The sequence below is a fragment of the Acinetobacter sp. WU_MDCI_Abxb74 genome (assembly GCF_025513915.1).
Lineage (GTDB): Bacteria > Pseudomonadota > Gammaproteobacteria > Pseudomonadales > Moraxellaceae > Acinetobacter > Acinetobacter calcoaceticus_C.
On sequence record NZ_JAHPRP010000001.1, the window covers coordinates 369844 to 396277 of the forward strand.

Consider the following 26434-nt stretch of genomic DNA (forward strand, 5'->3'; position numbering starts at 1 on the left):
GGTCGATATGAAATCTCAATCACCACCTAAATCACAAAAAGGTTTTACCCTCATTGAAGTGATGGTGGTGATTGTTATTATGACAATTATGACCTCTCTCGTTGTACTCAATATAGGTGGGGTTGACCAAAAGAAAGCGATGCAAGCAAGAGAGTTATTTTTGCTTGATGCACATAAAATTGGTAAAGAGTCGCTTGATCAGTCTCGTGTTTTAGCTTTATCTACTATGAGTGAGACTGATGTTTCTACATTTTCCTATGAACTGTATGAATACCACGATCAGAGTAAATTACAGGTTCAAGAATTAAAAAACCGTTGGCAGAAATACCCAGAATTTACTACGCGCCAATTGCCTAAACATGTATATTTTACAGTGCAACCGCTAGATGGGCAGAACTATTCAAAAGCGACGAATACCGATTTAGTTGGCGGGCAGGCTCCTCAATTAATCTGGTTCGGCAATGGTGAAGCTAAAACAGTTAAAATACAGTTTTACTTTGAACAAAAACCAATTGGTTCAGAAATACAAATTGATCATTTGGGTAAAATAAATGAAATCTAAAGGCTTTACTCTATTAGAAGTAATGGTAGCTTTAGCAATTTTTGCAGTAGCTGCTGTCGCGTTAACTAAAGTGGCCATGCAATATACCCAATCTACCTCAAATGCAATTCTTAGAACAAAAGCACAGTTTGTAGCAATGAATGAAGTTGCTTTAATGGAGATTAATCAGGAATGGCTTCAAGGCACTCAAAGTAAGCAGGTAACTTCTCAAGGTGAAACTTGGCAAATTGATAAATCAGCAGAATCCACAATCAGCCCGAATGTTCAGAAAGTAGATTTGCAAGTTAGCTTATATGATTCTGATAAAGGGAAAGTTCAAAATGGTATTACCCATTTAGTATTTTTTAATTATCCAATAAAAGTAAAATAATGATAAAAAATAAATATTTTCGCTTTCAAAGCACAGGTTCACGTCTTGCGGCACGATCGAGCAGTACTCGATTAACTCGTGCCTCAGGATTTACTTTAGTTGAGCTTTTAGTCGCAATTGCAATTTTTGCTGTTTTATCTTTGTTGGGTTGGAAAATTTTTGATTATTTATTAAAAGTTCGTGATCGTAATGCTCAACATGAAGTGCAACTATTTGAATTACAAGATGCGTATCAACAAGTTTTGCGAGATACATTACAAATTATACCTTTATCGGCAAATCAAGGCGGGAAGCTTCATCCAGCCTTAGAACTTGATAATCAAGTGCTCTATTTTAGTAAGGCTGGTGTTACTGATCCTTTAAAACAAGGTTTATCACCTTTTGAGCGTATTGAATATCGGTATGATCCTGATCAAAAAAAACTTTATCGTCTTAAATATAGCAATTTAAATACTTCGAACAGAGAGCAGCCCTTATCTAGCACTTTGTTGAATCAGGTCGAACAGTTTCAAATTATGGTGTTAACGCCGCAAGAAGTGACAAAGTGGCCAGAAATTAATCTTGATCCTACAAAGCCTGAAGAGTTTAGAAAACTGCCGAAAGGAATAAAAATACAACTTACGGTTGCTGGTGTAAGTTATGAGTGGATTTATAGCTTAAACCAAGGGAATTTATCGCTCTCCAAAGAAGGAGGGGTATAATGTTGCACAATAAAAAGAGCCAGCAAGGTGTAGCATTACTCATAATTTTGATTATGGTTGCATTGGCTACAATTTTAGCTGCCTCTATTGCAAAGCATCAAACCAATACAATGGAAAACACTGGTTATTTAATGCGTCAAAATCAGTCATTACTCTATGCAAAAAGTGCAGAAGCTTTTTTTTCTGAGTTATTAATTCAAGATGCAAACAATGCTGGTGGCATTGATCATTTAAAAGAAACATGGGCACAGCCAATGCCTCCTTTTCCAATAGAAGATGGATCTGTGTCAGGGCGTTTAATAGATGAGTCAGGGAAATTTAACCTAAACAATTTAATGACCAATGAAGGCAAGGTAAACGAAGCTGCTAAAAGCTGGTTTGAGCGGTTACTTGTACGTGTAGGCTTGCCAGCAGAGTTAAGTCAAGCAATTATTGATTGGCAAGATCCAGATGAAGAACCATTTGGACCTATGGGCGCAGAAAGTAGTTATTATGAAGGACTTGATCCTAGCTACTTAGCTTCAAATGCTAAATTTCATCGTATTGAAGAGTTGAAATTAGTAAGAGGTTTTGAAGGCAAGAAATATGATTTAATTGCCCCTTATATTTCTGCTTTACCCGAAAATACAAAAGTGAATATTAATACCGCCTCACCATTAGTGTTAGCGAGTATTGATCAAAAATTAGATTTAGGGGCGGTAGAAAAAGAGCTTCAAATGCGCCAACAAAATTTAAAATTCTTTCAAAATGTTGATGAATTATGGCAATTGAATGCTTTTTCAACAGTTGATACTCAAAACAGAACTGAGGTGAATAGCCTGTTAGATGTTAAGTCGAGTTTTTTTCAAGCACAAATTGAGGTTATGCTTAATAATCGGAAAAGACAATTTACAAGTGCACTCATGCGTAATGATAAGCAGGTTTATGTCTACTCTAGAAATATGTCGCCATTTAACTAGTTGAAAAATTATAATTTATTTTTTTGGTCATGTTGTTGAAAAGTTGTTGTCAGGAATTTCTCTAGTGGACATAATAGAATAAATATAAATTTTCTATATGTTTATCTTCAATATTTCTTCACAAGTCTTATCATACTTTTCGCTAATTGTTTCTAATTGAAAAGTGGTGCGAAGTTTTTGTCTTTTGCTTTATAATAATATTCCTAGAAGGAATGATCGATTTGGCACATGTTAATTCGTAAGTTATTTAAGTTTGAAAATGCACATATTGTACGTAACTGTACATCGGATCGTTGTAAGCGATCAATTCATGGACATAGCTACAAAGTCGAATTATTGCTTAAAGCTTCGAAATTAGATCATGGACAAATGGTTTATGATTTTGGGCTTTTAAAAGGAGTAATAAAAGACCTGATTGATAGCTTTGATCATGCAATCTGTTTTTGGGAAAAAGATGATTCTCAATATATTGATGCTTGTCAGACTTTTAGTGCTCGTTGGATTTCTTTACCTGTTTCGCCATCCGCTGAACAGTTCTCTCGTATTTTCTTTTATCTAGCTCAGCAAGTTTTGCAATCAACAAACACTCAAAATGGGGAGGGTGATGTTGAGGTTTATTCAGTTATTGTTCATGAGACCGATACTGGATATGCTCAAAGCTTTATTGAAGATATTCAAAATGAACAAATGGGGATTTTAAGTCTTGATAGAATTGTTTTCTCAGAACAAATTCAGATAGAGTGGGCAAATCCGCAAATGTATGAAGACTTGAAAAAAGGGATGAAATTTAATAATCCTCAAGTTGATTTGCAAGTCGAAGTGTAAATCGAATTACTCTATTTGTAGAATTGAAAATTGATCTAGGATGACATTAATGCAATTAACTGAGCAACAGCAAGATAAACTCAGTAAAGTTCAATTAGAAGAAAGCTGGAAAATATCTTTAGCACCTTTTTTGTTAAGCCCTCAAATGGATAATTTGCGTGACTTCTTATTTCAAGAGAAACAAGCACAAAAAATAATATATCCACCGAGTAAACAAATTTTTAGTGCTCTAAATACGACACCATTGGCTAATGTGAAGGTCGTTATTTTGGGACAAGATCCATATCATGGACCGAACCAAGCGAATGGATTAAGTTTCTCTGTTCAAAAAGGTATTGCATTACCACCGTCTTTACGTAATATTTTTCATGAATTACATACAGATTTGGGTATTCCAGCTCCTCGTCATGGTGATTTAACGAAATGGGCTAAACAAGGGGTGCTTTTACTGAATAGCGTGCTTACTGTTGAGGCTGGACAGCCAACTTCACATCAAAAGCAAGGTTGGGAAGCATTTACTGATGAAGTCATTGATGTTTTGAATGAGCAAAGAGAACATGTGGTATTTATTTTGTGGGGTGCTTATGCACAGCGCAAAGGACAACGTATAAATAGAGATAGACACTTGGTTTTAACCGCCGCACATCCATCACCTCTTGCTGCAAACAGAGGCGGTTTTTTTGGATGTAAAGTGTTCTCAAAAACAAATCAATATTTGAAACAACATGGCATTGAGCCCATAGACTGGCAATTGGACGCATGATGAACTCTCCCAATGTAAATAACTATCACCCGGACTTGGTGGTTGAAGAAGCAAAAAACGGCTGGCGTATAGTACGATTGAATCGCCCTAAATCATTGCATGCTTTAGATGAGTCAATCGTAACGGCATTATTACGTGTATTTGAAGATTTTCGTGATGATGAGAGTGTTAAAGCAATTTGGTTAGATTCAACTACACCAAAAGCTTTTTGTGCAGGTGGCGACGTTAGAAAATTGCGTCAACTTGTTATAAATCAAGAGGTAGATACTGCGAATAAGTTTTTTCAGCAAGAATATGCTTTAGATTTACTTTTACATAATTATGCTAAACCTGTGGTTATTTGGGGCGAAGGCTATGTTATGGGTGGTGGTTTGGGCTTGTTTATGGCAGCACCGTTCCGTCTAGTAACCCCATATTCTCGTTTGGCAATGCCTGAGATTAATATTGGTTTATATCCAGATGTCGGGGCGAGCCGTTTCCTAGCAGATCGTGGTCCAATAGGTTTGTTTACTGGTTTAACTGGTTCAATCATGACAGCCGCTGGAGCATATAGCATCGGTTGGGCAACTCATATTTGTGAAGCACAGCGTGATAATGTTTTGCAAAAAGTTTTAAATATTAATTGGGCTCATTATCCTGCAGGGGATTTTCGTGCAATTGATGATACTTTAAATAGCTTGCATCGTCCTGTTGCGGCAGGTCCATTGCAAAACTCACTTGATGTGATTCATAGCGTTTGCCGTGGCTTTAATTTTGAACAAGATTATCAAGCTATTGTTAGTTTGCGTGATGCGAGCAGTGATTGGCTTCGCCAAGCGAGTGAGAACTTGCAAAAAGGATCTCCTAGTACTGCGGCAATTACTTGGTTGCTGTGGCAATGGGGTAAACAAATACATTCTTGGGATGAAGTCTTTGACTTAGAAGCTCAAATTTCTGAGTGGAAAATTCGTCATCCAGACTTTGTAGAAGGCGTTCGTGCACGCTTAGTTGATAAAGATTTATCACCAGAATGGAAACCATGTGAAGACCTAAGCCTAAGAGGTATATTAGCTGATTGTCCGCCAGTGACTTCAATAGATAGCTGGAATGCTTTGCTTAAACAACATGGTGTGATCATCTAAAATACATGACTGAATATAGTGATGAATATTGGATGCAGCTTGCATACGAGCAAGCTGAATTAGCCGCACAGCAGGGTGAAATTCCTGTTGGTGCGGTTGTGGTGAGCCAAAATCGAGTAATTGGATCTGGCTATAATGCTCCAATTAGTTTGTTAGATCCAACAGCACATGCAGAAATTCAAGCTATCCGCGCAGCATGCTTATCATTAGACAATTATCGATTGCCTGAAGATGCAACTTTATATGTCACTCTTGAGCCATGCACAATGTGTGTAGGCGCATTAGTACATGCAAGAATCAAACATGTGGTTTTTGGTACAACAGAACCTAAAGCAGGTTCATTAGTAAGTGCTCGTCAGTTACTACAACATGGTTATTACAATCACAGATTTACCTTTCAACAAGGTTGTTTACAAGAAAAATGTGCCCAACAACTCAGTCATTTTTTTAAACAAAGACGTGAGCAAAAGAAACAAGAAAAACAACAGAAAACGTCCTTAAATGATTAAAAAGTAACACGAGCTTATGGCAAACTAACGCGATTTTACTGCCATGATTCTATTTAATAGGAAATATTCAATGCGTAATGTAATTACTGTAAAAAAAGAATTTAATGCTCCTCTTAGTGATGTATTTAACTTGCTCTCTAAACATGCAACTTACAATACTGCTTTTGCACCTTTACAAGTTGTACGTGTGAAAGACTCGGCAGATTCTAAAAGACCTGATGGTTTAGGCTCTGTTCGTCGTATGGGATTTGGTCCAATCAAGCCACTTAAAGAAGAAATTACATTACTTGAAGAAAATAAAAGTATTGAATATAAATTAATAGACAATCCTTTGATTAAACATCATTTAGGTCGAATAGAGTTTTCTGAAATCACCCCATATATAACTTTAGTTACATACCGCATCGAGTTAACAGCAAAAGCTACAGTGGTAAGTAAATTAATCCTTGCACAGCTAAAACTAGCCATTACACTAGGCTTTTCGAGATTAGCTAAAGCAATTGCTTCTTAGTGAGAGTTCAATGACAGTTCAAATTATTACTATTGATGGTCCGAGTGGTTCGGGTAAAGGAACATTGGCCGCAAAACTTGCAGCACATTATCAATATCATTTACTCGATTCGGGTGCCTTATATCGTTTATTAGGATTGTCATTACATAAACACGATTTATTAGAGAAATTAGACAGTCAGCTCGATGAATGCATTCAATATGCACGTCATCTAGATATTAAATTTGAAACATCCACAACAGGAATTTTAGTTTTTCTAGATGGTGAGGATGTATCCCAAACAATTCGTACAGAACGGATTGGTGAATATGCATCGAAAGTTGCAGCAATTCCAGAACTTAGACAGGCATTATTTGAGCGACAAAGAGCTTTTGCACAAAATCCTGGTTTGGTTGCAGATGGTCGTGACATGGCAACAGCTATTTTTCCAGAAGCAAATGCGAAAATTTATCTAACGGCTTCTGCTGAGTCGCGTGCCGAGCGAAGAGTAAAACAGTTGCAGGGCATGGGCCTAGATGCTAAAATAAACGACATTTTAGCTAATATACAGGCGCGTGACAAAAGAGATATGGAGCGAGAAGTTGCTCCACTCAAGCCAGCCAAAGACGCTTATATCATTGATAGTTCGGAATTAACGATCGATCAGGTATTTAAGTTGATGGTTGAGTATGTCGATAGCCGTACCATTTAGCAATTAGAATTATCAGTTGACGCATAGCTTGATCAGTCTATAAAGACTATGTCGATACTTAACTAAACCGGCCTTGTCTGATCCAAGACCGCGGAATTTATCAGGTATATCATGACCGAATCTTTTGCAGCCCTCTTTGAAGAAAGTGAATTAAACCTCAACGTTGAAAAGGGTGCAGTCATCCAAGGTGTTGTTGTAAACATCGATAGCGACTGGGTAACTGTTGACACTGGCCTAAAGTCTGAAGGCATTGTTGACCGTGCTGAATTTTTAAATGAACAACGTGAACTTGAAGTTCAGGTTGGTGATACTGTTGACGTAGTTGTTGAAGCTCTTGACAACGGTATGGGTCAAACAGTTTTATCACGTGAAAAAGCTAAGCGTGCTGAAACTTGGACTAAACTTGAAAAAATCTTTGAAGATGGCGAAATCGTTACTGGTGTTATCTCTGGTAAAGTTAAAGGCGGTTTCACTGTTGACATCGGTCCTGTTCGTGCATTCTTACCAGGTTCATTAGTGGACACTCGTCCTATCCGTGACACTACTCACCTTGAAGGTAAAGAGTTAGAGTTTAAAGTAATCAAACTTGATGCTAAACGTAATAACGTTGTTGTATCTCGTCGTGCTGTTATGGAAGCTGAATCTTCTGCTGACCGTGAAGCATTACTTGCTCAACTTGAAGAAGGTCAAACAGTTACAGGTACTATCAAGAACCTTACTGATTACGGCGCATTCGTTGATCTTGGCGGTATTGATGGTCTTCTCCATATCACAGATATGGCTTGGAAACGTATCAAGCATCCTTCAGAAGTTGTTGAAGTTGGTCAAGAAGTTACTGTTAAAGTACTTAAATTTGACCGTGAGCGTAACCGCGTATCTTTAGGCCTTAAACAATTAGGTGAAGATCCATGGTTAGCGATCATGAACCGTTACCCTAAAGGTTCTATCGTTAAAGCTCGTGTAACTAACTTAACTGACTACGGTTGTTTTGCTGAAATCGCTGAAGGCGTTGAAGGTTTAGTTCACGTTTCTGAAATGGACCACACTAACAAAAACATCCACCCATCTAAAGTTGTTCAGATTGGTGATGAAGTTGATGTTATGGTTCTTGAAGTTGACGAAGAACGTCGTCGTATCAGCCTTGGTATCAAACAAACTCGTGCTAACCCATGGGAAGAGTTTGCTAAAGCTCATGAGAAAGGCGAAAAAGTATCTGGTACTATCAAGTCTATCACTGACTTTGGTATCTTCATTGGCTTGAATGGCGGTATCGACGGTTTAGTACACTTGTCTGATATTTCTTGGAATGAGCAAGGCGAAGAAGCTATTCGTCGTTACAAGAAAGGTGACACTGTTGAAGCTGTTATCTTGTCTGTAGACGCTGAAGGTAACCGTATCAGCCTTGGTATCAAGCAATTGAACAGCGATCCGTTCAATGATTTCTTAGCTGCTAACGAACGTGGTACTTTAGTTAAAGGTACTGTAACTGCAGTTGATGCTCGTGGCGCAACTGTTAAGTTAGCTGACGAAGTAGAAGCTACTCTTAAAGCTTCTGAAATCAACCGTGACCGCGTTGAAGATGCAACTAAATTCTTAGAAGTTGGTCAAGAAGTTGAAGCGAAAATCATCAACGTTGATCGTAAATCTCGCTCTATCAACTTGTCTGTTAAAGCGAAAGACGAAGCTGAAGAGAAAGAAGCAGTTGCTACTTTACGTACAGTAACAACAAATCAAGAAAATGGTCCTAAGACTATTGGTGATTTGATCAAAGCACAAATGAAGTAATAGGTTAACAAAGTACAGTTTCATGTAACGGAATTGTACTTTTTATACAAATTACTGTAAACGGTAGCCTAGTATTCAACATACTGCGCTACCGTTTTGTATTTAAACAGGTTATTATCAGACGACATAGAGTAGCAATAAATAACGAGGTCGTAGATGACTACTGAAGCTCTTAATAAGTCTGATTTGATTGAACGCATTGCGCTAAAAAACCCACACTTAGCTGAACCTTTAGTGGAAGAGGCGGTTAAAATTATGATTGATCAAATGATAGAAGCCCTATCAACTGATAATCGAATTGAAATCCGTGGTTTTGGTAGCTTTGCTTTACACCACCGTGACCCAAGAGTTGGTCGCAATCCTAAAACGGGAAGATCAGTTGAAGTGGCAGCTAAAGCTGTTCCACATTTCAAACCTGGGAAAGCACTGCGTGATGCAGTCAACGAATCCGGGAAATAAATAAAAATTTATAAGTGGGTGTGCCTATGCGTTATATTTTAATTGCATTGCTTATTGTTGTATTTGGTTATTCTTTAGCACTTGTATTGCAAAATCCAACAGAGCTTTCTGTTGATTTGTTATTTACCCAAGTTCCAGCTATGCGATTAGGCTTATTATTGCTACTCACATTAGTACTTGGAACGGTGGTTGGTCTTTTGCTAGGTGTACAGGTTTTCAGAGTGTTTCAACAAAGCTGGGAAATTAAACGTCTTCGTAAAGATATTGACCATTTGAGAAAAGAACAAATTCAAAGTGCTCAATTAGCAGCAGCAGAAGCCGCTGCAAATGTAAGACATGAAAAAACTGTTTTAGATGTTTATCCTCAAGATAAAAACTCTACTCCGTTATAATTCGAACACTACTCTTTATTTACGAGTAAAGAGTAGTATCTTCCTTAATTTATCAGTGTTTTCTTCTTTTTATTTTTCTAAAAATCAGTTCTCTTGGCATTATTGTTTCTAAATTTGAAAGCCTTCCTTATACATTCCTTTATTACTTGATAACTTGTCTATTATAATGATGCTGATTTTATGTGATGGAAGAAAGTCTCTTGAGTATCATTGTTGCGTTAGATGCAAAAAGCCAATATGACGCTTTAAAAATTGTTGAACAACTTGATCCTACTTTATGTCGTGTAAAAGTGGGTAAAGAGCTTTTTACTCATGAAGGTCCATCTGTTGTAAAAAAACTTCAAGAACAAAATTTTGAGGTTTTTCTTGATCTTAAATTTCATGATATTCCAAATACTACCGCTCAGGCTGTTTGTGCAGCAGCTGACTTAGGAGTGTGGATGGTAAATGTCCATGCTTCAGGTGGTCGTAAAATGATGGAAACTTGTGTAGAGCGTTTAAAAGCAGGTAACTATCAAACGCAGTTAATTGCGGTCACAGTGTTGACCTCAATGGGGCGTGAAGATTTAAAAGATATTGGTTTGGATGTTGAACTGGTAGAGCATGTAAAGCGCTTAGCTAAACTCACTAAAGAAAGTGGCTTGGATGGTGTGGTTTGTTCTGCACAAGAAGCTAAAATTCTTCGCGAGTTGATTGGACAAGACTTCTCTTTGGTGACGCCTGGTATTCGTCCAGAAGGAACAAATGCGGATGACCAAAAACGTATTGTAACTCCGAAGCAAGCTATGCTTGATGGTTCTACACATTTGGTAATTGGTCGACCGATTACTAAAGCAGAAGATCCAACAGCAATGTTGAAGTCTATTCTTGCTTCAATTGATTAAAAATTTAGGAATAAGCTAATTAATAGCGGGGCGAGTAGGCTTAATAATAAGCCGCTCATCATGGCATGTGGTACATAATGTGTACCGCATGACTGTTTCACCATTGCTAATGTAACATCCATTGAAGTCGCGCCAGCACTTGAGATAGCAGGGCGTGGAAAACGCCATCCCATTGTATACATTAAAAATATAGCAACAATTTCTCTAAATAAATCAGTTAATAACGCGATACCACCTAGTTCTGCCGAGTGTAACTGCGTAAATAAAATGCCTGACATTGAATACCAGCCATAACCTTGCGCTAATGCTAACGTTTCATTTAGTGCAAAATGCTTGTTAAGCAAAAAGTAGTTGAAGAAGCCGGCGATACATGAACCTATAAAAGCAGCTAAGGGTACAATTAAAATTTTCCAGCTTAACCACGTACGATTAAAGTGAGTAAACGCAAGCTCAATGCCAATTAATAAAATAAATAGTAACAATAAATACCAACTATTAAATGCTATATGTGAATTGAATTGAGTGGCGATAGCTCCTAATAGAACACCGATACCTAAGGCCAGAAAAGCTTTTGCAATATTCTTTAAAGCATTTACAAAAAGTTGAAGTGAAATTTTTCCTTTTACACTTTGTTTATCAAAAATTGTATAAGCCAATAAACATGTAAAAAAAGAGCCAAAAGATGTGGTAAGTGCAATGATTATAGCTGGTGGAAGTATCGCAGAAGGGTTCTCAATTTGATCAAGTGCCAGTGTTAACTCTAAAGCCACACTCGCTAAGAGAATATAAGAAAAATAGGGCAGTATTTTGAAAATAAACTGTCGGATATTTAGAGATAGTTTGGGTGCTAGAAAATAGCCGGAAGCAAGTGCTAAAAAAATTTGAATGATGAGATAAAAAGATTGCATATAATAATAGATGGATTGTTTTTAACCCACCTATTATGTCTCGAACATTTTAAGCTGCATAGCTCTGTGAGCTTTTATTTAAGAGTAGGTAATCTTTAGGATTAACTTTGCGTGTTTCTAACCAGTACTTCCATGTATAGGTTGGCCAGAGCGAAAAGTTTTTCCCATCGGCAGATTGATACCAACTACTACAACCTCCAGCTTGCCATACAGTCCCCTGAAGCTGAGTTTGAACCCGCTCGTTAAAAGCATCTTGAACTTCTGGTTTGATCTCAATTGCTTTTTGACCAGACTTTTCTACAAGTTGAATCAGTTGTAAAATGTAATTTACTTGAGATTCAATCATAAAAATAACCGAATTATGACCTAATACTGTATTAGGGCCGACTAATTGAAATAGGTTGGGAAAGTTCTTAGTCATAATGCCATAATAACTTTCTGCGCCATCCTTCCATGCTTGTTTTAATTCGATTTGATTGCGTCCAATACAAGTGAAATGTTTTAAGTAAATACGTGGATCAGTAATAAAACCTGTGCCGTAAATTAAACAGTCAATAGTCCGTTCTTTACCATCTTTAGTAATAATACTGTTTTCTTTAATTTCTTGAATGCTATGCGTTATTAGTTCGACATTTTTACGGTTAAATGTAGGGAAGTATTTATTTGAAATAAGAATACGTTTACATCCCATCACAAAGTCCGGGGTGAGTTTTTTGGCCACTTCTTTGTCTTTCACTTGGAAGCGGATGAAAGCTTCTGCCAACTTTTGGCCATATTTCATAATTTGAGGTTGAACAATCGGTACAACGCGTGACTCATTACTCCAATAAAGACGACTACGATGAATTTGGCGATAAATATTAGAAGATTTGAATAATGCTTTACTCAAACCTGAGTATTTGCGTTCATCTCGTGGTATTACCCACGCTGCCGTTCTTTGAAATACATAGAGCTGCTTAACATCTCCAGCTATTTCTGGAATATATTGGATTGCACTACCACCTGTACCAATCGATGCGACTGATTTACCATTTAAGTTATAGTCATGTTCCCATTGTGATGAATGGAAAACTTTACCTTTAAATTTTTCGATGCCTTGAATATGGGGAATTTGCGGAATGTGTAAAGGACCAGAAGCAAAAACAACAAATTGAGCTTCGATCGAAGGTTGATTTTTAAAATCTAGAGTCCACACGTGACGTGCTTCATCATATTGGACATGAGTTACATCATGGTTAAACTTACAGTAATCTTTAATCTTATATTTTTTTGTAATATCTTGAATATATTGGAAAATCTCTGGTGCTTCAGCGTAACGTTTTGACCAGTCAGTTTTGGGTGCAAAAGAGAGGGAGTACATATGAGATTGAACATCACATGCCGCACCGGGATAGCGATTTTCTCTCCAAGTTCCACCAACATCATTTGATTTTTCTAAAATAATAAAGTCTTGCTGTTGATTTTGCAGTAAACGGATTGCCATTGCTAGGCCACCAAATCCAGCACCAATAATAGCGATTTTAGTTTTTTGAATAGTATCTTGCTTTGCGTTTAGCATTGGAAACCCTGCATAAGCTGAAAAAGAGGATTGCATGCAAGACTAACGTTTTTTGATCAGTTTAAACATGATTGTAACGACGTGAAAATTGATAGATTCGGCAATTAATTTTCTTTCATCTTTATAGTAAAACATTTGAGTCTAGGGAAATTAATAGAAGAATGAAACGGTCGATACTTGGTTTAATGTATTTAATTCAAGGAATGCGCAATGCAGGCATTGATGTCGACTCACGTTTGGCTGGTATAGGAATTAAGGTTGATGCTTTAGATCCGAGTTCCACAATTCATGATCGCTTAGAATGGGATATTCAACAAATTATTAGTGAAAATGTAGAGCCTGAAAAGGGCCTATTTATTGGGCAGCACTATGCTTTAGCGGGTTACGGACCATTGCTTATGTTGCTTGTAACAAGTAATGATGTTCAAACTGCATTAAATAAAGGAATAAAATATCAAAGACTTACTCATTTATTTAGTGCTTTAGGTCTATATGAGACTGATGAGCGTACAATTTTAAGTTATTTGCCTGTTGATTTGAAAACTCAAGTGGGACAGTTACGGGCGCAATGTGAAGTTTCAGGTACTTATAAATTTATTCAAGATATTTATACGATGATGGGATTACAAATGCCCGCTATGCGTATAGAACTCCCATTTGAAAAACCAACTGACTCAGATACTTTATCTCGCTATTTTGCATATTATGGCGATGATGTGCACTTTAATGGTAAATATGCAGCATTTAGCCTAAGCAAGGACGTGCTTGAAATCAAAATCCCTTCAGCGGATATCATTACACATCGTATTTATGAATCAAAATGTATTACAGAAATAACAAGATTAAATCAACAAGATCACCAAACTCCACATATCATACAATGTGTGCAAGATTATCTTGAATTGCAGCAAGGAATTATCCCGAGCATGGCGGAAACTGCTTTTGCATTGAAAATGCCTGAAAGGACATTAAGGCATCAATTGCAACAGTTAAATACGAGTTATAAGCAAATTCGTGAACAAATTATCAAGAATAAGGCATTAAAGCTTATGGAATATAGGGAATACTCAATAGAAGTTATTGCTGAATTGCTCGGTTATTCTGAACCAGCAGCATTTAATCATGCATTTAAACGATGGTTTGGACAAAGTCCTCGACAATATGGCAAAGAGTCATCGTCGTAATTCTTGATGCTAAAAGCTAATGTGGTTGAACAAAATGTTCGCTATACTCCTATCAGTTAAAATTGAAATAAAACGATATGTTAAATTTAAAATCTTCTCATAGTACCGCATTCTCACCTTCTTCCCCAGCAGAACGCTATGCTGAGGCTTTAGCTTCAGGCCAGTTTATGGCAGATGATGCGCAAGCACAGGCAGTGCAAGAATTAGATCGCGTATGGAAAGAACTTTTAAACCGTTATAAAGCCTCTAAAAAAGCTTTCCGTCGTTTTCGCCGCCAAACTTCACCTAAAGGTGTCTATATGTGGGGTGGAGTAGGTCGTGGAAAAACTTGGCTGATGGATCAATTTTATGAGTCAGTGCCATTTCGCCGTAAAACACGTATGCATTTTCATCATTTCATGCAACATGTTCATAAAGAGTTAAATAAGCTTTCAGGCCAACGTAATCCACTTGAAATCGTAGCTGACCAAATTTATAAAGATGCAGTCGTTATTTGTTTTGATGAGTTCTTTGTGTCAAATGTAACGGATGCAATGATTTTAAGTGATTTATTTCAAAAATTATTTGTTCGTGGTGTGACATTAATTGCAACATCAAATATTGCACCAGACGGTTTATATAAAAACGGTATTCACCGTGATCGCTTTTTACCAACAATTGAAATGGTTAAAAAGAATTGCGCTGTTTTAAATGTAGATGCAGGCGTAGATTATCGTTTACGTGTATTAAAGCAAGCTCAATTATTTAAATCACCATTAAGTAATGAAGTCCAAAACTGGATGTCAGAACGTTTTAGTGCATTAACTCATACACAAGCTCATTCTCAAGAGCCTATTGTAATCAATAATCGTATTGTTGAGACGCTAGGACATACAGAAGATGTGTTGTGGTGTGAGTTTTCTGAACTTTGTTTTAAACCGCGTAGCCCAGCAGATTTTATTGAAATTGCAAATATCTATAATACGGTTCTGGTGAGTAATGTTCCTCATTTAACAGATTTCTTGTCTGAAGGTACACGTCGTTTTATTTATCTAGTCGATGAGTTTTATGACCGTGGCGTAAAATTACTTTTAACTTCTCAAGATAGTATTATTGATATTTATCAAGGCGAAAAGTTAGCATTTGAAATTGAGCGTACTCGCTCACGTTTGTTAGAAATGCAATCAGATGAATATTTGCATTCAGAGCATCGCCATATTGATGAAGCTAAAAACGCATAAAAAATAGATATGAAAAGCGCTCTATATAGGGCGCTTTTTTTACAACAAAAATAGATAAATTTCGTTAAATAATGCTTTTTCACGCTGCAAAGTTTGATATAACTAAATACGCTTTAGAAAAATAAGATAGTGGAATTTTTTGTCTGTTAACAAAAAGTCTAGTTTCAGTATCTTTAAATATTGAATAAATTGTTGGGAATCCTAGTTAGAATTTTAATATTTCCTATATAGAAAAATTTATCTTTGTCAATAGTTTTACAAGGGAAAATGCTTACTATTTAGGAATGTGATATTAGTATTCAGCTTAATTTAAATCGGTATACTAGGATTCTCTTGGTATAAAAAGTAGCAACTTCAGGAAAGACAATGACTGCACGTATTCAAAAAGGCAAGTTAGCGATTGCTAAAGAACTTTACGATTTTATCGAAAATGAAGCTTTACCAGGTACTGGTTTAGATAGTGAAACTTACTGGAAGAACTTTGAGCAAGTTGTTGTCGATCTTAGCCCAAAAAATAAAGCACTACTGGCTAAGCGTGATGAATTACAAGCAAAAATTGATGAATGGCACCGCAATAATAAATTTGAATTAGGTGCTTATAAAGCGTTCTTAACTGAAATTGGTTATTTATTGCCAGAAGTTGAAGATTTTCAAATTACAACTGAAAATGTTGATGAAGAAATTGCATTATTGGCAGGGCCGCAGTTAGTTGTGCCTGTGCGTAATGCACGTTATTGCTTAAATGCAGCAAATGCTCGTTGGGGCTCTTTATATGATGCACTTTACGGCTTCGATGTAATTTCTGAAGAAGGCGGAGCTGAAAAAGGTAAAGGATATAATCCTGTACGTGGTGCAAAAGTTATCGAGTTTGCTAAAAATTTCTTAAATGAAGTTTTTCCACTTGCAGAAGGTTCACACGCCGATGCGACAAAATATGCGATTGAGCAAAATAAACTTGTTGTAACTTTGAAAGATGGTTCAAAAACAAGTTTAGCTCATGAAGCTCAGTTTGTTGGCTTTAACGGTGAAGATGCGAATCCTACAGAAGTTGTACTTCTAAGTAATGGCCTTCATGTCATTATCGAAATTGATGCATCTAGCCCAATTGGTCAAACTGATTTAGCGGGTGTTAAAGACTTAACTTTCGAAGCAGCCGTAACAACAATTCAGGATTTAGAAGATTCTGTTGCAGCAGTAGACGCTGAAGAAAAAGTTGAAGGTTACCGTAACTGGTTAGGTTTAATGAAGGGTACACTTCAAGAATCTATCGAGAAAAATGGTAAAACGATTGTTCGTGATTTAAATAAAGACCGCGAAATTAAAAATTTAATTGGTGGCACAACAAAACTTCATGGTCGTTCACTTATGTTACTCCGTAACGTAGGTCATTTAATGACTAACCCAGCTATTTTGGTAGATGGTGAAGAAATTTTCGAAGGAATTATGGATGCATTGGTAACACCATTGTTGTCAGTTGCGGACATTCGTAGTGAAAACGAAAACAAGAACTCGCGTAAAGGTTCTATGTATATTGTTAAACCAAAAATGCATGGTCCAGAAGAAGTTGCGTTTGCTGTAGAGTTATTTGAACGTGCTGAGCAAGCGTTAGGATTACCAGCGAAGTCATTAAAAATCGGTATTATGGATGAAGAACGTCGTACATCTGTAAACTTGAAAAACTGTATCGCTGCTGCAAAAGACCGTACTATCTTTATTAATACTGGTTTCATGGACCGTACTGGCGATGAAATTCATACGTCAATGGAAGCTGCACCAGTTGTTCGTAAAGAAGCTGTAAAAACACAAAAATGGATTGCTGCTTACGAAAACCGTAACGTTGCAATTGGTTTGAAGTCTGGTTTACAAGGTAAAGCACAAATTGGTAAAGGCATGTGGCCAAAACCAGATAGCATGAAAGATATGTTAGCAACTAAAGCTGCACATCCAAATGCGGGTGCATCATGTGCTTGGGTTCCATCTCCGGCAGGTGCGGTACTTCATGCAATGCATTATCATCAAGTTAATGTAAAAGCGCGTCAAGATCAGTTAAAAGCTGAAGAAATGTTGTCATTAGACGACTTGTTGACTCCGCCGTTTGCACCAGAAACAAATTGGTCAGCAGAAGAGATCAACAACGAACTTGAAAATAACTGCCAAGGTATTTTGGGTTATGTAGTTCGTTGGGTTGACTTAGGTGTGGGTTGTTCGAAAGTTCCTGATATTAACAACGTGGGCTTGATGGAAGACCGTGCAACATTACGTATTTCTTCTCAACACGTTGCGAACTGGTTACGTCACGGTATTGTGACTCGTGAACAAGTTGAAGAAGTGCTTAAACGCATGGCAAAAATTGTTGATGAGCAAAACGCGAATGACCCATTGTACAAACCAATGGCAGCTAACTTTGAAACCAATATTGCTTTCCAAGCAGCTTCTGACCTCATCTTTAAAGGTTGTGAACAGCCTTCAGGTTATACTGAGCCGTTACTACACGCTGCTCGTTTAAAGTTAAAAGGTTATACAGGTGACTAATTTTAACCTGTCATAAAAAAAGCCTCTTCGGAGGCTTTTTTTATTTTCGGTATATTTTGTGCTTATAGAAGTAGATTTATAGCTAAAAGGTTTTAAGTTTGATTAATTTAAAAAATCTCAATCGAAAGAATTGGATTCAATGTGCAAGATTATCATTGGATGAATCTCAAAAAGACTATGTTGCACCAAATGTATATTCTATTGCTGAGTCTAAAGTGGAAGAACATTACTGTCCACGAGTGATCTGTTTTGATGATGAAGTCGTTGGTTTCTTAATGTATTGTGTCGAAATTGATCCACCTGATGAGACATTGTTTTGGTTGTTTCGCTTTATGATTGATGCAAATAATCAAGCCAAAGGTTATGGTACCGCAGCTTTGCAAATGGCGATTGATGAAATATTCACAAAAGGAGCTAAACGCATTCGAACGATGTATAAATCATCTAATCACGTTGCTAATAAACTTTATAAAAAAATAGGTTTTATAGAAACTGGAGAACATGATGAGTGTGGAGATATTATTTTAGAGTTGAATATTTCCCTTCAAAAAAAACGCTAACTGAAGATTCAAGTTAGCGTAGGAGTTAATAGAATTAAATAGATTTAAAAGCAATATTAGTTACTGCTCACAATTCCAATTTTAGTGACACCTAAACGCTGTGCTGTAGCCATAACCATTGCTACGTTTTTATATTCAGCCATTTGGTCAGGTTTAAGTTTGATCTGGTCTTGATCTTTTTTGGCAACAACACCTTGAAATAAAGTTTCTAGTGCCTTGCGGTCAGAAACCTGTTGGTTATTCCAAAATACTTTGCCAGCAGCATCAATACGAACATCAATGACTTCAGGTGGCTTTTCATTTGTTGGTGGCGGTGTACCATTTGGCAAATTAATATTAATCGCGTTGTTTGGCGCAGGTATGGTAATAATAAACATAATAATGAGTACCAGCATGACATCAATAAGAGGTGTCATGTTGACTTCTAACATCACGTCATCATCATTATTTGAGCCGACATTCATACCCATAAAATTCTCCTTAAGTTAATTACGGGGAGGCTGGAGGGCTAGTAACAAAGGCAATTTTGCCAATACCGGCTTGTTTGGTCGTGCTAATCACCTGATCTATTGCCTCAAAATGGGTAAGCTGATCCCCACGAATATGTACCTCTGGCTGAGGTCTTTTTTGTGCAACTGCTTGGAGTTTTGATAACAATATTTCTTTATTAGGCACATAGCTTTCATTCCAAAAAATATCTCCTTGCTTGTTCACAGACAGTTGAATATTTTCAGGCGTGGTTGCGTACGGAGTATTTTTTTCTTCTGGTAGTTTCACAGGAACCGTATGTGTAACTACCGGTATTGTAATGAGAAAAATAATAAGTAAAACCAACATGACATCCACGAGAGGCGTCGTGTTAATTGTGCCAATCATTTCATCATCATCTTCAGAGCCAACACTCATACCCATAATGTTTACTCCTGATTATTTAATGCTGCGGTTAATGGAGTTATTGGTATTAATTTCTCCGCTTAATAAAACCGCATGCAAATCTGAACCAAACGAACGGACATTTTCCATAACTGCTTTATTACGGCGAGTTAGCCAGTTGTAACCAAGTACAGCAGGTACTGCGACTGCGAGGCCAATAGCTGTCATAATTAAAGCTTCACCGACAGGACCAGCAACTTTATCAATAGATGCCTGACCTGAAATGCCGATAGCTGTTAATGCGTGATAAATTCCCCAAACCGTACCAAAAAGACCAACAAATGGTGCCGTTGATCCAACTGTTGCCAAGAAAGCTAAACCACCACCTAAGTGATTTTGTATTTTTTCAATTGCGCGTTGAATTGAAATGCTTACCCATGTATTAAAGTCAATACGTTCAAGTAAAGAGCCGCCGTGTGATTTAGTTGAATTAATGCCTTTTTCTGCAATAAAGCGATATGCACTACTTTGCTCTAGATTGTCGGCTGCATTATCTAGTGAAGTTGCTTCCCAAAAACTTTTCTCTGCTTCTTTACCTTGGCGCTTTACTTTAGCTTGCTGTAAGAATTTAGAAATAATGATGTACCACGTACCAATCGACATGAGTACTAATATAAATAAAGTAGATTTAGCAACTAAATCTCCCTCACGCCAAAGCGCTTCTAGGCCATAGGGATTTTTAACAGTTTCGCTAGTTGCTGGCTTTGGTGGTGGAGTTGGAGTATTTGCATTTGAAGTGGCTTCAGTAGTTGCTGTTGCAACAGGAGTATTCGTTTCTTCTGCAAAAACCGAGCTTAATGGAAGTAAAGAGCATGCTGCGATTAAACTTGCAGAAGCGAAGCGTACTAGGTGTTGAGTTGGTTTTTTCATCATATTATCTCCAATATTTTTAATTTCTTGCTAATTCAGTTGTTTATTCAATTACGAATGGATATTCAATTTCATACCAGTCTTGCTGAGGCACGCCATCTTTCATTGCTGGTTTGAACGTACATAAGCTGTAAGCTTTAGTTGCCGCCTTATCTAAAATTTTGCTGCCACTCGATTTTTTTACTTTGGCATCAATAACTTTGCCGGATGTATCAACCAGAACACGTATACGCACTGTCCCTTGTTCTTCATTCATAAGTGCTTCACGTGGATATTCTGGTTTTTCACAGCCAGCAGAACCCTCTGAAACACCACGACTTACACCAGCTGGTTTGGGTGCCGGCGCAGCAGCCACTGGAGCAGGTGCGGCAACAGGGCTTGGTGATGGGGTACTAGGTGCAGCAGGAGCTGGAGTAGCCACTTTAGTTGGTTGAGCTACCGGTGTCGTTTTTTGTACCGGTGTTGCTACTTTCTCTACTTGTTTAGGCGGCTCAGGTAATTTGGCTACCTTTTCTACCATTTTAGGTGGCTCAGGCGGTTTTTCCTTAGGCTTGGGCTCCTCTAGTTTTGGAGGAGGCGGTGGCTTAATATCCTGAATAATTTGTAATTCCACAGGTTTTTCTGCTGGTTTTTGAATATTGTTTGCTAAACCTGACATCAGAATATAGGCAACAAGAAGATGCAGAAAAAGTACTGCGGCAATACCAATTAGGCGTTTGGCAGATTTATTTTCTATGTCTGTAAAAGTCATGCCCATAGTTACTCCTGAAACTGTAGACAAACAATTTATATTGAAATGCTTGGATAAAGACTTATGCATTTCTTGTTTGGCTAAGTGAGAATTTCATTTTGCAAACATGGTCCATCAACGTTATGGAGCCATATTTGCAAAAACACCCATTTAGAACTTGTAAGTACCACGTAGGAAGTACGTACGGCCTGTAGGGTCGCTGTAACGAGGGTCATAACCCATTTGAAAGTTGTCCTCAACATTGGTTGCAGCGGGTTCTTCATCGAAGATATTTTTGATACCAGCCGTTAACTCTAAATTTTTAAAGCCTTTATATGTGCCTGAAACATTGTAGAGTGTGTAGTCGCTGACTTTATGGTTTTGGTCATTGGCGTTTTGATCGTCATAACCACGAGTGAACTGTTGTTGGAAGTTGAGTGCCCAGTCTTGGTAATTCCAGTTTAGGTTGGCAACATGTTTCCATCGAATGATTGGACCAGTACCTTCGTAGCTGCCTACATTGTGAATCCATTCACCATCTTTTTCATTTTGATAGTCATATTTGATGACATAAGTACCATCAATACCAAAGCTATAACGGCCTGTTGCTGTCATTGGTGTAGCATAGTTTAAGCTGACATCAATGCCAGAGGTTTTTAAATCTCCCATATTTTGTTGAGTAGTGATGATATATGCGAGTGAACCATCAGAATTACGTACAAATTTATCTGCATATTTGGTTGGATTGTTAAAAATATCGCTTTCTGGAAGAGCTGAAATTTGTTTTTCAACTTCGATATTGTAATAGTCTAAAGTTAAGACTAGGTTTTTGATTGGTTCTAACACAAAGCCGGCTGTGAATGATTTTGATTCCTCTGCATCTAAGTCTTTGTTACCACCATTTTTACGGTCAAATTGCATATTACAATCGCGGCTTTTATCACCGCCAGCGGCTTCGTTTACTTTTCCACCTGGGCAGAGAATTGGATCATCGTAGCTGGCAGATGTATTAGTTATAGAGTTTGGTGCATTCATTTCCCAAAGAGTAGGGGCACGGAAACCTGTACTATAAGAAGTACGGAACATTAATTGTTTGATTGGTTCCCAACGTAGTGCAAATTTAGGGTTAAAAGTATCGCCAAAGTCACTGTAATCATCATAACGTGCGGCAAGTTGAGCTTCTAATGTTCTATGGAGTGGAATGTGTAGCTCGGTAAAAGCAGCTTTGATTTCACGTTTACCTGTGTTGACAGGTTCATCTGGATCTACACCAGTACTCGGTGCGAGACTTGCGATTTCTGAATTTACTTTCGATGTCCAGTCATCACGACGGTAACTAGCACCGACTGCGAAACCTACATCGCCTGCTGGTAATGTATAAATTGGTCTGCTTGCTGTGAAATCAACTGTGGTTGAATCAACATCGGCATCCATATATTTACCAGTTACGCCTAAAGTACCCCATAAACCAGCATCTTCAGGTTGTTGTGGACCAAAAGGGTTAAGTTTCCCTGCAAGTAGTGCTTCAGAAGTCTTACCGTAGTTTAAGTAGCCGCTGTCTAACGCATCTGAGGCTTTACTTTTTGCATAGGTAATGCCTGTATTGATATCCCAACCATAAGCGTCACCTTCTATACCGCCAAAGATACGATGGGATTCATTGACACTTGTATTTACACGATTACCAGCTTGCGAGCGTAGAGATAGGGTAATGTCTTGTCCATTGACGCCTGTTAATGCAGGAGTAATGCCGTTACCTGGATAGTATTTACTATTTCCTTCAAGTGGTAAGTCGAAGAATACATCTGGTGCAACCGAAGTAGTGACTTCATTACGCGCATATACATATTCAGCTATAGCACTAAAATTATCATTGAGTTTAAAGGTTGCACGTCCCATTGCTGAGATGTCTTCTGTTTTTGGAACAATACCGATTACCGCTTGGCTATTGAAGCGGCAGGTATTTCCATCAACGTAAACAAGAGGATTATCTCCACAACCTGTTGCAGCATAAGGATTCCCTAAATTTTTTGAAATATTTGCAGGAAATGCACCACTACTACCTCTTGTAACACCTAGTTCAGGAAGTAAGCCACCGCGCTTACTAACCTTACGATCTTGGGCCATGATGTCATTACCATGACGATAGTCTACAACACCAAAAACGTTGAAACCATTTTCATCTAGATCACCAAAACCGCCAAAAACGCTAATGTCTTGCGTATCTCCACCAGTTTGTTCTGGCTGGGTCAACCCGGCGCTGATATTTAAACCAGTGAATTGTTTTTTTGTAATGAAATTAATAACGCCACCAATAGCATCTGTCCCGTAAATGGCAGAGGCTCCATCACGTAACACTTCAATGCGCTCTAACATTGCAAGTGGAATGATATTGAGGTTAGTCACACCACTGTCGTAAGCATTGGCTGCTAGGCGTCGTCCATTGAGTAAAATCAGGGTTTTGTTGGCGCCAATACCACGTAGGTTTGCTGTTGAACCAGCTGTACCGCTAGCTCCTACATTTTGTGCTGTAACAAATCCCGCTTGGTTTGCGGTGATTTTAGATAATGCTTCCTCTGTTGTTGTTACCCCTTGTTTTAAAATTTCATCAACTTTCACGATAGTAATGGGTGAAGCACTTTGCGCTGCAACACCTTTGATTGAAGAACCTGTAACGGCAACTTTGACGACTTTTGTTGGTTTATCATCATTACTTGATGGTTCAGTTTCTGCTGCTTGTGCCAGGGTAAGACACATCATGCTTAAACTAAGGGTGCTTAATTTAAGAATTGTTTTGCCGATCTTGGGGGTTACCTGAGATCGAACATTGTATTTTTTTTTCATCGTGGATTTGATCCCTTTTTGTTGTAGTTAGCGATATTGCTGAAAAGTGTTTAAGCAAAGCAAGTGCCAACTATATATTTTTCTTTTTTTAGTTTATGCAAAATATTGATAAATATTGATTTTATTATGGTTGCGGCTGTAATTCAGAGGGTGGAATCAAACAAATTATTTTTCTATTTGGAAAAAAATAATGAGTTGGCGAAAAGTTTCAAATTTATTTGTATAAAAAATAATCATTGTTTGAATCTTCATGTAATACATATCCATTTCTGTATCTTTTTAGAACCTAGTTAAATGTAATTATATAACGTAACATTATGATAATTTCATATACTTCTATTTATAAATCAAAGTATTGATCTGTTGTTTTTTGTGAAAAATAACTATTTTTTTTGAACTAGAATGAAACATTTATGACTTTTAATTGTGCATTATAGGTTAATGGTGGATAGGTTATATAAATATAATATTTGGCAAAAACTTACTTTTATTTATATAGTCCCAAAAGTTTTAAGTGCCTAATAAAAATGTAAATTTTAAATATTTTTATATGGATTATTCTTGATCATAAAATATGGCATGAAATTCGCTTTATATTAGATAGTTACAGCTTTCTAATTTTATTGTTAGCTTTTTCCATTTGATCAAATAAAAGATTGAATAAAACGGTTAGTAATTTACAAAGAAGAAAGTAGTCCGTTGAGAAAGAACTTTTCTTATGCGGATTTAGATGTTACTCAAAAGGATAATATCTTTAAAATATTAATTAAGTAGGTAGGAACTTGAAATTAAAAATTTTTAAGCTCGCCATTTTAAGTCTGGCTATTACATCAGTTTCTTGTGCTTTCGCCCAAACGCCTGCACAACCAAACAAAATATTACATGTTGCTTATGAAGCGCCTGATGATGGTTTTGACATGGTTAAAACCACCAATTTTTATAGTGGTAGTATAGTGGAAGCTATTTTCGAGCCTTTACTCAAATATGATTATTTAGCTCGTCCAGTACAGTTAGTTCCTTATACGGCTGAAAGCCTGCCTAAGGTGGAACAAGACGGTAAAGTTTATACATTTAAAATTAGGCCAGGTATTTATTTTACCAATGATCCTGCTTTTAAAGGTAAACGCCGTGAGCTGGTAGCCGAAGACTACGTCTATACAATTAAACGCATTTTAGATCCTGAAAATAGGGCACCTTCTGTTTCATTCATTGATGGGAAATTGTTAGGTGCCGATGTGGTTGTAGCTAAGGCAAAGAAAACTGGAAAATTTGATTACGCCGCACCCATTGCAGGAGTGAAAGCGCTTGATCGATATACTCTACAATTCACTTTGACACGTCAAGACTATAATTTTCCTTATATTCTTGCCTATATTGCATTTGGTGGTGTTGCTAAGGAGGTTGTTGATTATTACGGTGATCGTATTGGCATGCATCCAGTAGGTACTGGACCTTACATGTTAAGTAAATATGTTCCAAGAAGTAAGGTCGAATTGGTTGCTAATCCTGATTATCGGGGGTTCGTGTGGAACTTTAAGTCGACAGGAACACCTTGGGATAACCAGCTTGTTAAAGAAATGAGCGGTAAGAAAATGCCGCAAATTGGTAAAGTTGTAGTCAGTATTATTGAAGAACAACAGTCACGATGGTTAGCTTTTCAGTCTGGTCAATTGGATTTTGATAGACTTACTGCGAATGCAGTTCCTCAAGCTTTAGATAAGGGACAACTTAAAGCATCTTTTCAAAAAAAAGGAATTAAGCATTTCCCTAATAAAGAACCTGAAATTACCTATACGATGATGAACATGCGTGATCCGGTGATTGGCGGTTTTAGCCCAGACAAGATAGCTCTTCGTCGAGCAATTACTTTGGCATATGATCAAAAAGAAAGTATAAGACAAGCTTACAAAGGGCAAGCTGTTAGAGCAGAAATGTTTATACCTGAAGGTGTAAATGGATATAACCCGAAGTACAGAAGTAGCGTAGGATACAATCCGCTATTAGCCAATAAACTACTTGATCATTATGGTTATAAAAAAGGGGCTGATGGTTACCGAAACTTACCAAACGGGAAACCTTTGGTTTTAAAAATTAATAATGAAAATAGCTCAGCATCGGTTATTCATTCTGAACTCTGGAAAAAAAATCTGGATGCCATTGGCATTCGCGCTGACTTCAAGGTGAGTAATTTTGCGGATAATTTAAAAGCTGCAACTCAATGTAAATATATGATTTGGAGTGGAGCATGGATTGCTGACTATCCTGAAGGAGACAATTTTGCACAATTACTTTATGGTCCAAACGCGGGGCAAGGAAACCATGCTTGTTACCAGTCTAAAACTTATGATGCCCTTTATAATCAAGTCACTCATTTGCCACCCCAACAACGTCTACCATATTATGAAAAGCTTAACCGCCAGATTGAAGCTGACAATCCGTGGATTATTCATGTAACTCGACTTCGTAACTGGTTGATACAGCCGCAAGTTCAGGGATTTAAACCTCATCCAATAATGAATACGAACTGGCAATATCTTGATATTACTCCTGTTAAAAAATAATT

The 26434-nt window shown here is 37.4% G+C and carries 26 protein-coding genes; 19 read left to right on the plus strand and 7 right to left on the minus strand.

Features of this window, described 5'->3' with window-relative positions:
• Positions 1 to 7: 7 nt before the first annotated feature.
• The 14 genes from KTH84_RS01765 (at position 8) to pyrF (ending at position 10532) form a co-directional block, all read left to right on the plus strand.
• Positions 8 to 562, plus strand: a complete 555-nt coding sequence (locus KTH84_RS01765) for a type II secretion system protein (protein ID WP_262471742.1) — start codon at positions 8 to 10, stop codon at positions 560 to 562.
• Positions 552 to 932 carry a type II secretion system minor pseudopilin GspI gene (gene gspI, locus KTH84_RS01770; protein ID WP_262471743.1) on the plus strand — a complete coding sequence of 127 codons (381 nt, stop codon included), beginning with the start codon at positions 552 to 554 and terminating at the stop codon, positions 930 to 932. Before KTH84_RS01765 ends, gspI begins: the two co-directional genes overlap by 11 nt.
• Entirely contained in the window at positions 932 to 1633 is a 702-nt protein-coding gene (gene gspJ / locus KTH84_RS01775; protein ID WP_262471744.1) for a type II secretion system minor pseudopilin GspJ, read from the plus strand. Before gspI ends, gspJ begins: the two co-directional genes overlap by 1 nt.
• Positions 1633 to 2592 (plus strand): type II secretion system minor pseudopilin GspK, encoded by a 960-nt coding sequence (gene gspK / locus KTH84_RS01780; protein ID WP_262471745.1) that lies wholly within the window; start codon positions 1633 to 1635, stop codon positions 2590 to 2592. The genes gspJ and gspK overlap by 1 nt, the downstream gene beginning before the upstream one ends.
• A 228-nt stretch (positions 2593 to 2820) precedes the next feature.
• Positions 2821 to 3417 carry a 6-pyruvoyl trahydropterin synthase family protein gene (locus KTH84_RS01785; protein WP_262471746.1) on the plus strand — a complete coding sequence of 199 codons (597 nt, stop codon included), beginning with the start codon at positions 2821 to 2823 and terminating at the stop codon, positions 3415 to 3417.
• 49 nt (positions 3418 to 3466) lie between these two features.
• Positions 3467 to 4180, plus strand: a complete 714-nt coding sequence (gene ung / locus KTH84_RS01790; protein WP_262471747.1) for a uracil-DNA glycosylase — start codon at positions 3467 to 3469, stop codon at positions 4178 to 4180.
• The gene (locus KTH84_RS01795; RefSeq protein WP_262471748.1) at positions 4177 to 5301 is read left to right on the plus strand and encodes an enoyl-CoA hydratase/isomerase family protein; all 1125 of its coding nucleotides are present in this window, start codon (positions 4177 to 4179) and stop codon (positions 5299 to 5301) included. The genes ung and KTH84_RS01795 overlap by 4 nt, the downstream gene beginning before the upstream one ends.
• A 5-nt stretch (positions 5302 to 5306) precedes the next feature.
• A complete protein-coding gene (tadA, locus tag KTH84_RS01800) occupies positions 5307 to 5810 on the plus strand; it encodes a tRNA adenosine(34) deaminase TadA (protein ID WP_075431386.1) in 504 nt (167 codons plus the stop codon).
• Positions 5811 to 5880: 70 nt separating this feature from the next.
• Positions 5881 to 6321 (plus strand): SRPBCC family protein, encoded by a 441-nt coding sequence (locus KTH84_RS01805; protein ID WP_262471749.1) that lies wholly within the window; start codon positions 5881 to 5883, stop codon positions 6319 to 6321.
• Between the two features lie 10 nt (positions 6322 to 6331).
• Entirely contained in the window at positions 6332 to 7012 is a 681-nt protein-coding gene (gene cmk, locus KTH84_RS01810) for a (d)CMP kinase (protein ID WP_262471750.1), read from the plus strand.
• A gap of 111 nt (positions 7013 to 7123) precedes the next feature.
• Positions 7124 to 8797, plus strand: coding sequence for a 30S ribosomal protein S1 (gene rpsA / locus KTH84_RS01815; RefSeq protein WP_042896511.1), 1674 nt, complete (start codon positions 7124 to 7126; stop codon positions 8795 to 8797).
• 156 nt (positions 8798 to 8953) lie between these two features.
• Positions 8954 to 9256, plus strand: a complete 303-nt coding sequence (locus KTH84_RS01820) for an integration host factor subunit beta (RefSeq protein ID WP_003651488.1) — start codon at positions 8954 to 8956, stop codon at positions 9254 to 9256.
• A gap of 26 nt (positions 9257 to 9282) precedes the next feature.
• Entirely contained in the window at positions 9283 to 9648 is a 366-nt protein-coding gene (locus KTH84_RS01825; RefSeq protein ID WP_005041071.1) for a lipopolysaccharide assembly protein LapA domain-containing protein, read from the plus strand.
• Positions 9649 to 9833: 185 nt separating this feature from the next.
• The gene (gene pyrF / locus KTH84_RS01830) at positions 9834 to 10532 is read left to right on the plus strand and encodes an orotidine-5'-phosphate decarboxylase (RefSeq protein WP_262471751.1); all 699 of its coding nucleotides are present in this window, start codon (positions 9834 to 9836) and stop codon (positions 10530 to 10532) included.
• Here the strand turns inward: pyrF and KTH84_RS01835 are convergent.
• Both KTH84_RS01835 and KTH84_RS01840 read right to left on the minus strand, forming a co-directional pair.
• Positions 10529 to 11440: a lysine exporter LysO family protein gene (locus tag KTH84_RS01835; protein WP_262471752.1), complete on the minus strand. Its 912-nt coding sequence runs from the start codon at positions 11438 to 11440 to the stop codon at positions 10529 to 10531. The two genes, pyrF and KTH84_RS01835, sit on opposite strands and share 4 nt — an antisense overlap.
• Positions 11441 to 11489: 49 nt before the next feature.
• Positions 11490 to 12998, minus strand: coding sequence for a flavin-containing monooxygenase (locus KTH84_RS01840; RefSeq protein ID WP_410374397.1), 1509 nt, complete (start codon positions 12996 to 12998; stop codon positions 11490 to 11492).
• Between the two features lie 161 nt (positions 12999 to 13159).
• On the opposite strand from KTH84_RS01840, the gene KTH84_RS01845 reads away from it, so the two are divergent.
• From KTH84_RS01845 to KTH84_RS01860, 4 genes are all read left to right on the plus strand, one after another.
• A complete protein-coding gene (locus tag KTH84_RS01845; RefSeq protein ID WP_262471754.1) occupies positions 13160 to 14182 on the plus strand; it encodes an AraC family transcriptional regulator in 1023 nt (340 codons plus the stop codon).
• A 77-nt stretch (positions 14183 to 14259) separates the two neighbouring features.
• The gene (gene zapE, locus KTH84_RS01850; RefSeq protein WP_133973845.1) at positions 14260 to 15402 is read left to right on the plus strand and encodes a cell division protein ZapE; all 1143 of its coding nucleotides are present in this window, start codon (positions 14260 to 14262) and stop codon (positions 15400 to 15402) included.
• A 366-nt stretch (positions 15403 to 15768) separates the two neighbouring features.
• A complete protein-coding gene (locus tag KTH84_RS01855) occupies positions 15769 to 17934 on the plus strand; it encodes a malate synthase G (RefSeq protein ID WP_262471755.1) in 2166 nt (721 codons plus the stop codon).
• A gap of 98 nt (positions 17935 to 18032) precedes the next feature.
• Positions 18033 to 18494, plus strand: coding sequence for a GNAT family N-acetyltransferase (locus KTH84_RS01860; RefSeq protein WP_056479648.1), 462 nt, complete (start codon positions 18033 to 18035; stop codon positions 18492 to 18494).
• 56 nt (positions 18495 to 18550) lie between these two features.
• Here the strand turns inward: KTH84_RS01860 and KTH84_RS01865 are convergent, their stop codons facing one another.
• From KTH84_RS01865 to KTH84_RS01885, 5 genes are all read right to left on the minus strand, one after another.
• Positions 18551 to 18964, minus strand: a complete 414-nt coding sequence (locus KTH84_RS01865; RefSeq protein ID WP_000525670.1) for an ExbD/TolR family protein — start codon at positions 18962 to 18964, stop codon at positions 18551 to 18553.
• 19 nt (positions 18965 to 18983) lie between these two features.
• Positions 18984 to 19406, minus strand: a complete 423-nt coding sequence (locus KTH84_RS01870) for an ExbD/TolR family protein (RefSeq protein WP_003651506.1) — start codon at positions 19404 to 19406, stop codon at positions 18984 to 18986.
• 15 nt (positions 19407 to 19421) lie between these two features.
• Complete coding sequence (locus tag KTH84_RS01875) at positions 19422 to 20300, minus strand: MotA/TolQ/ExbB proton channel family protein (RefSeq protein WP_004642645.1); 879 nt, start codon at positions 20298 to 20300, stop codon at positions 19422 to 19424.
• A gap of 40 nt (positions 20301 to 20340) precedes the next feature.
• On the minus strand, positions 20341 to 21054 hold the full coding sequence (locus tag KTH84_RS01880) for an energy transducer TonB (protein ID WP_262471756.1): 714 nt from the start codon (positions 21052 to 21054) through the stop codon (positions 20341 to 20343).
• A gap of 144 nt (positions 21055 to 21198) precedes the next feature.
• Positions 21199 to 23871, minus strand: a complete 2673-nt coding sequence (locus tag KTH84_RS01885) for a TonB-dependent receptor (protein WP_262471757.1) — start codon at positions 23869 to 23871, stop codon at positions 21199 to 21201.
• Between the two features lie 782 nt (positions 23872 to 24653).
• Between KTH84_RS01885 and KTH84_RS01890 the strand changes: the two genes are divergently transcribed.
• Positions 24654 to 26432, plus strand: coding sequence for an ABC transporter substrate-binding protein (locus tag KTH84_RS01890; RefSeq protein WP_005041044.1), 1779 nt, complete (start codon positions 24654 to 24656; stop codon positions 26430 to 26432).
• The last annotated feature ends 2 nt before the right edge of the window (positions 26433 to 26434 follow it).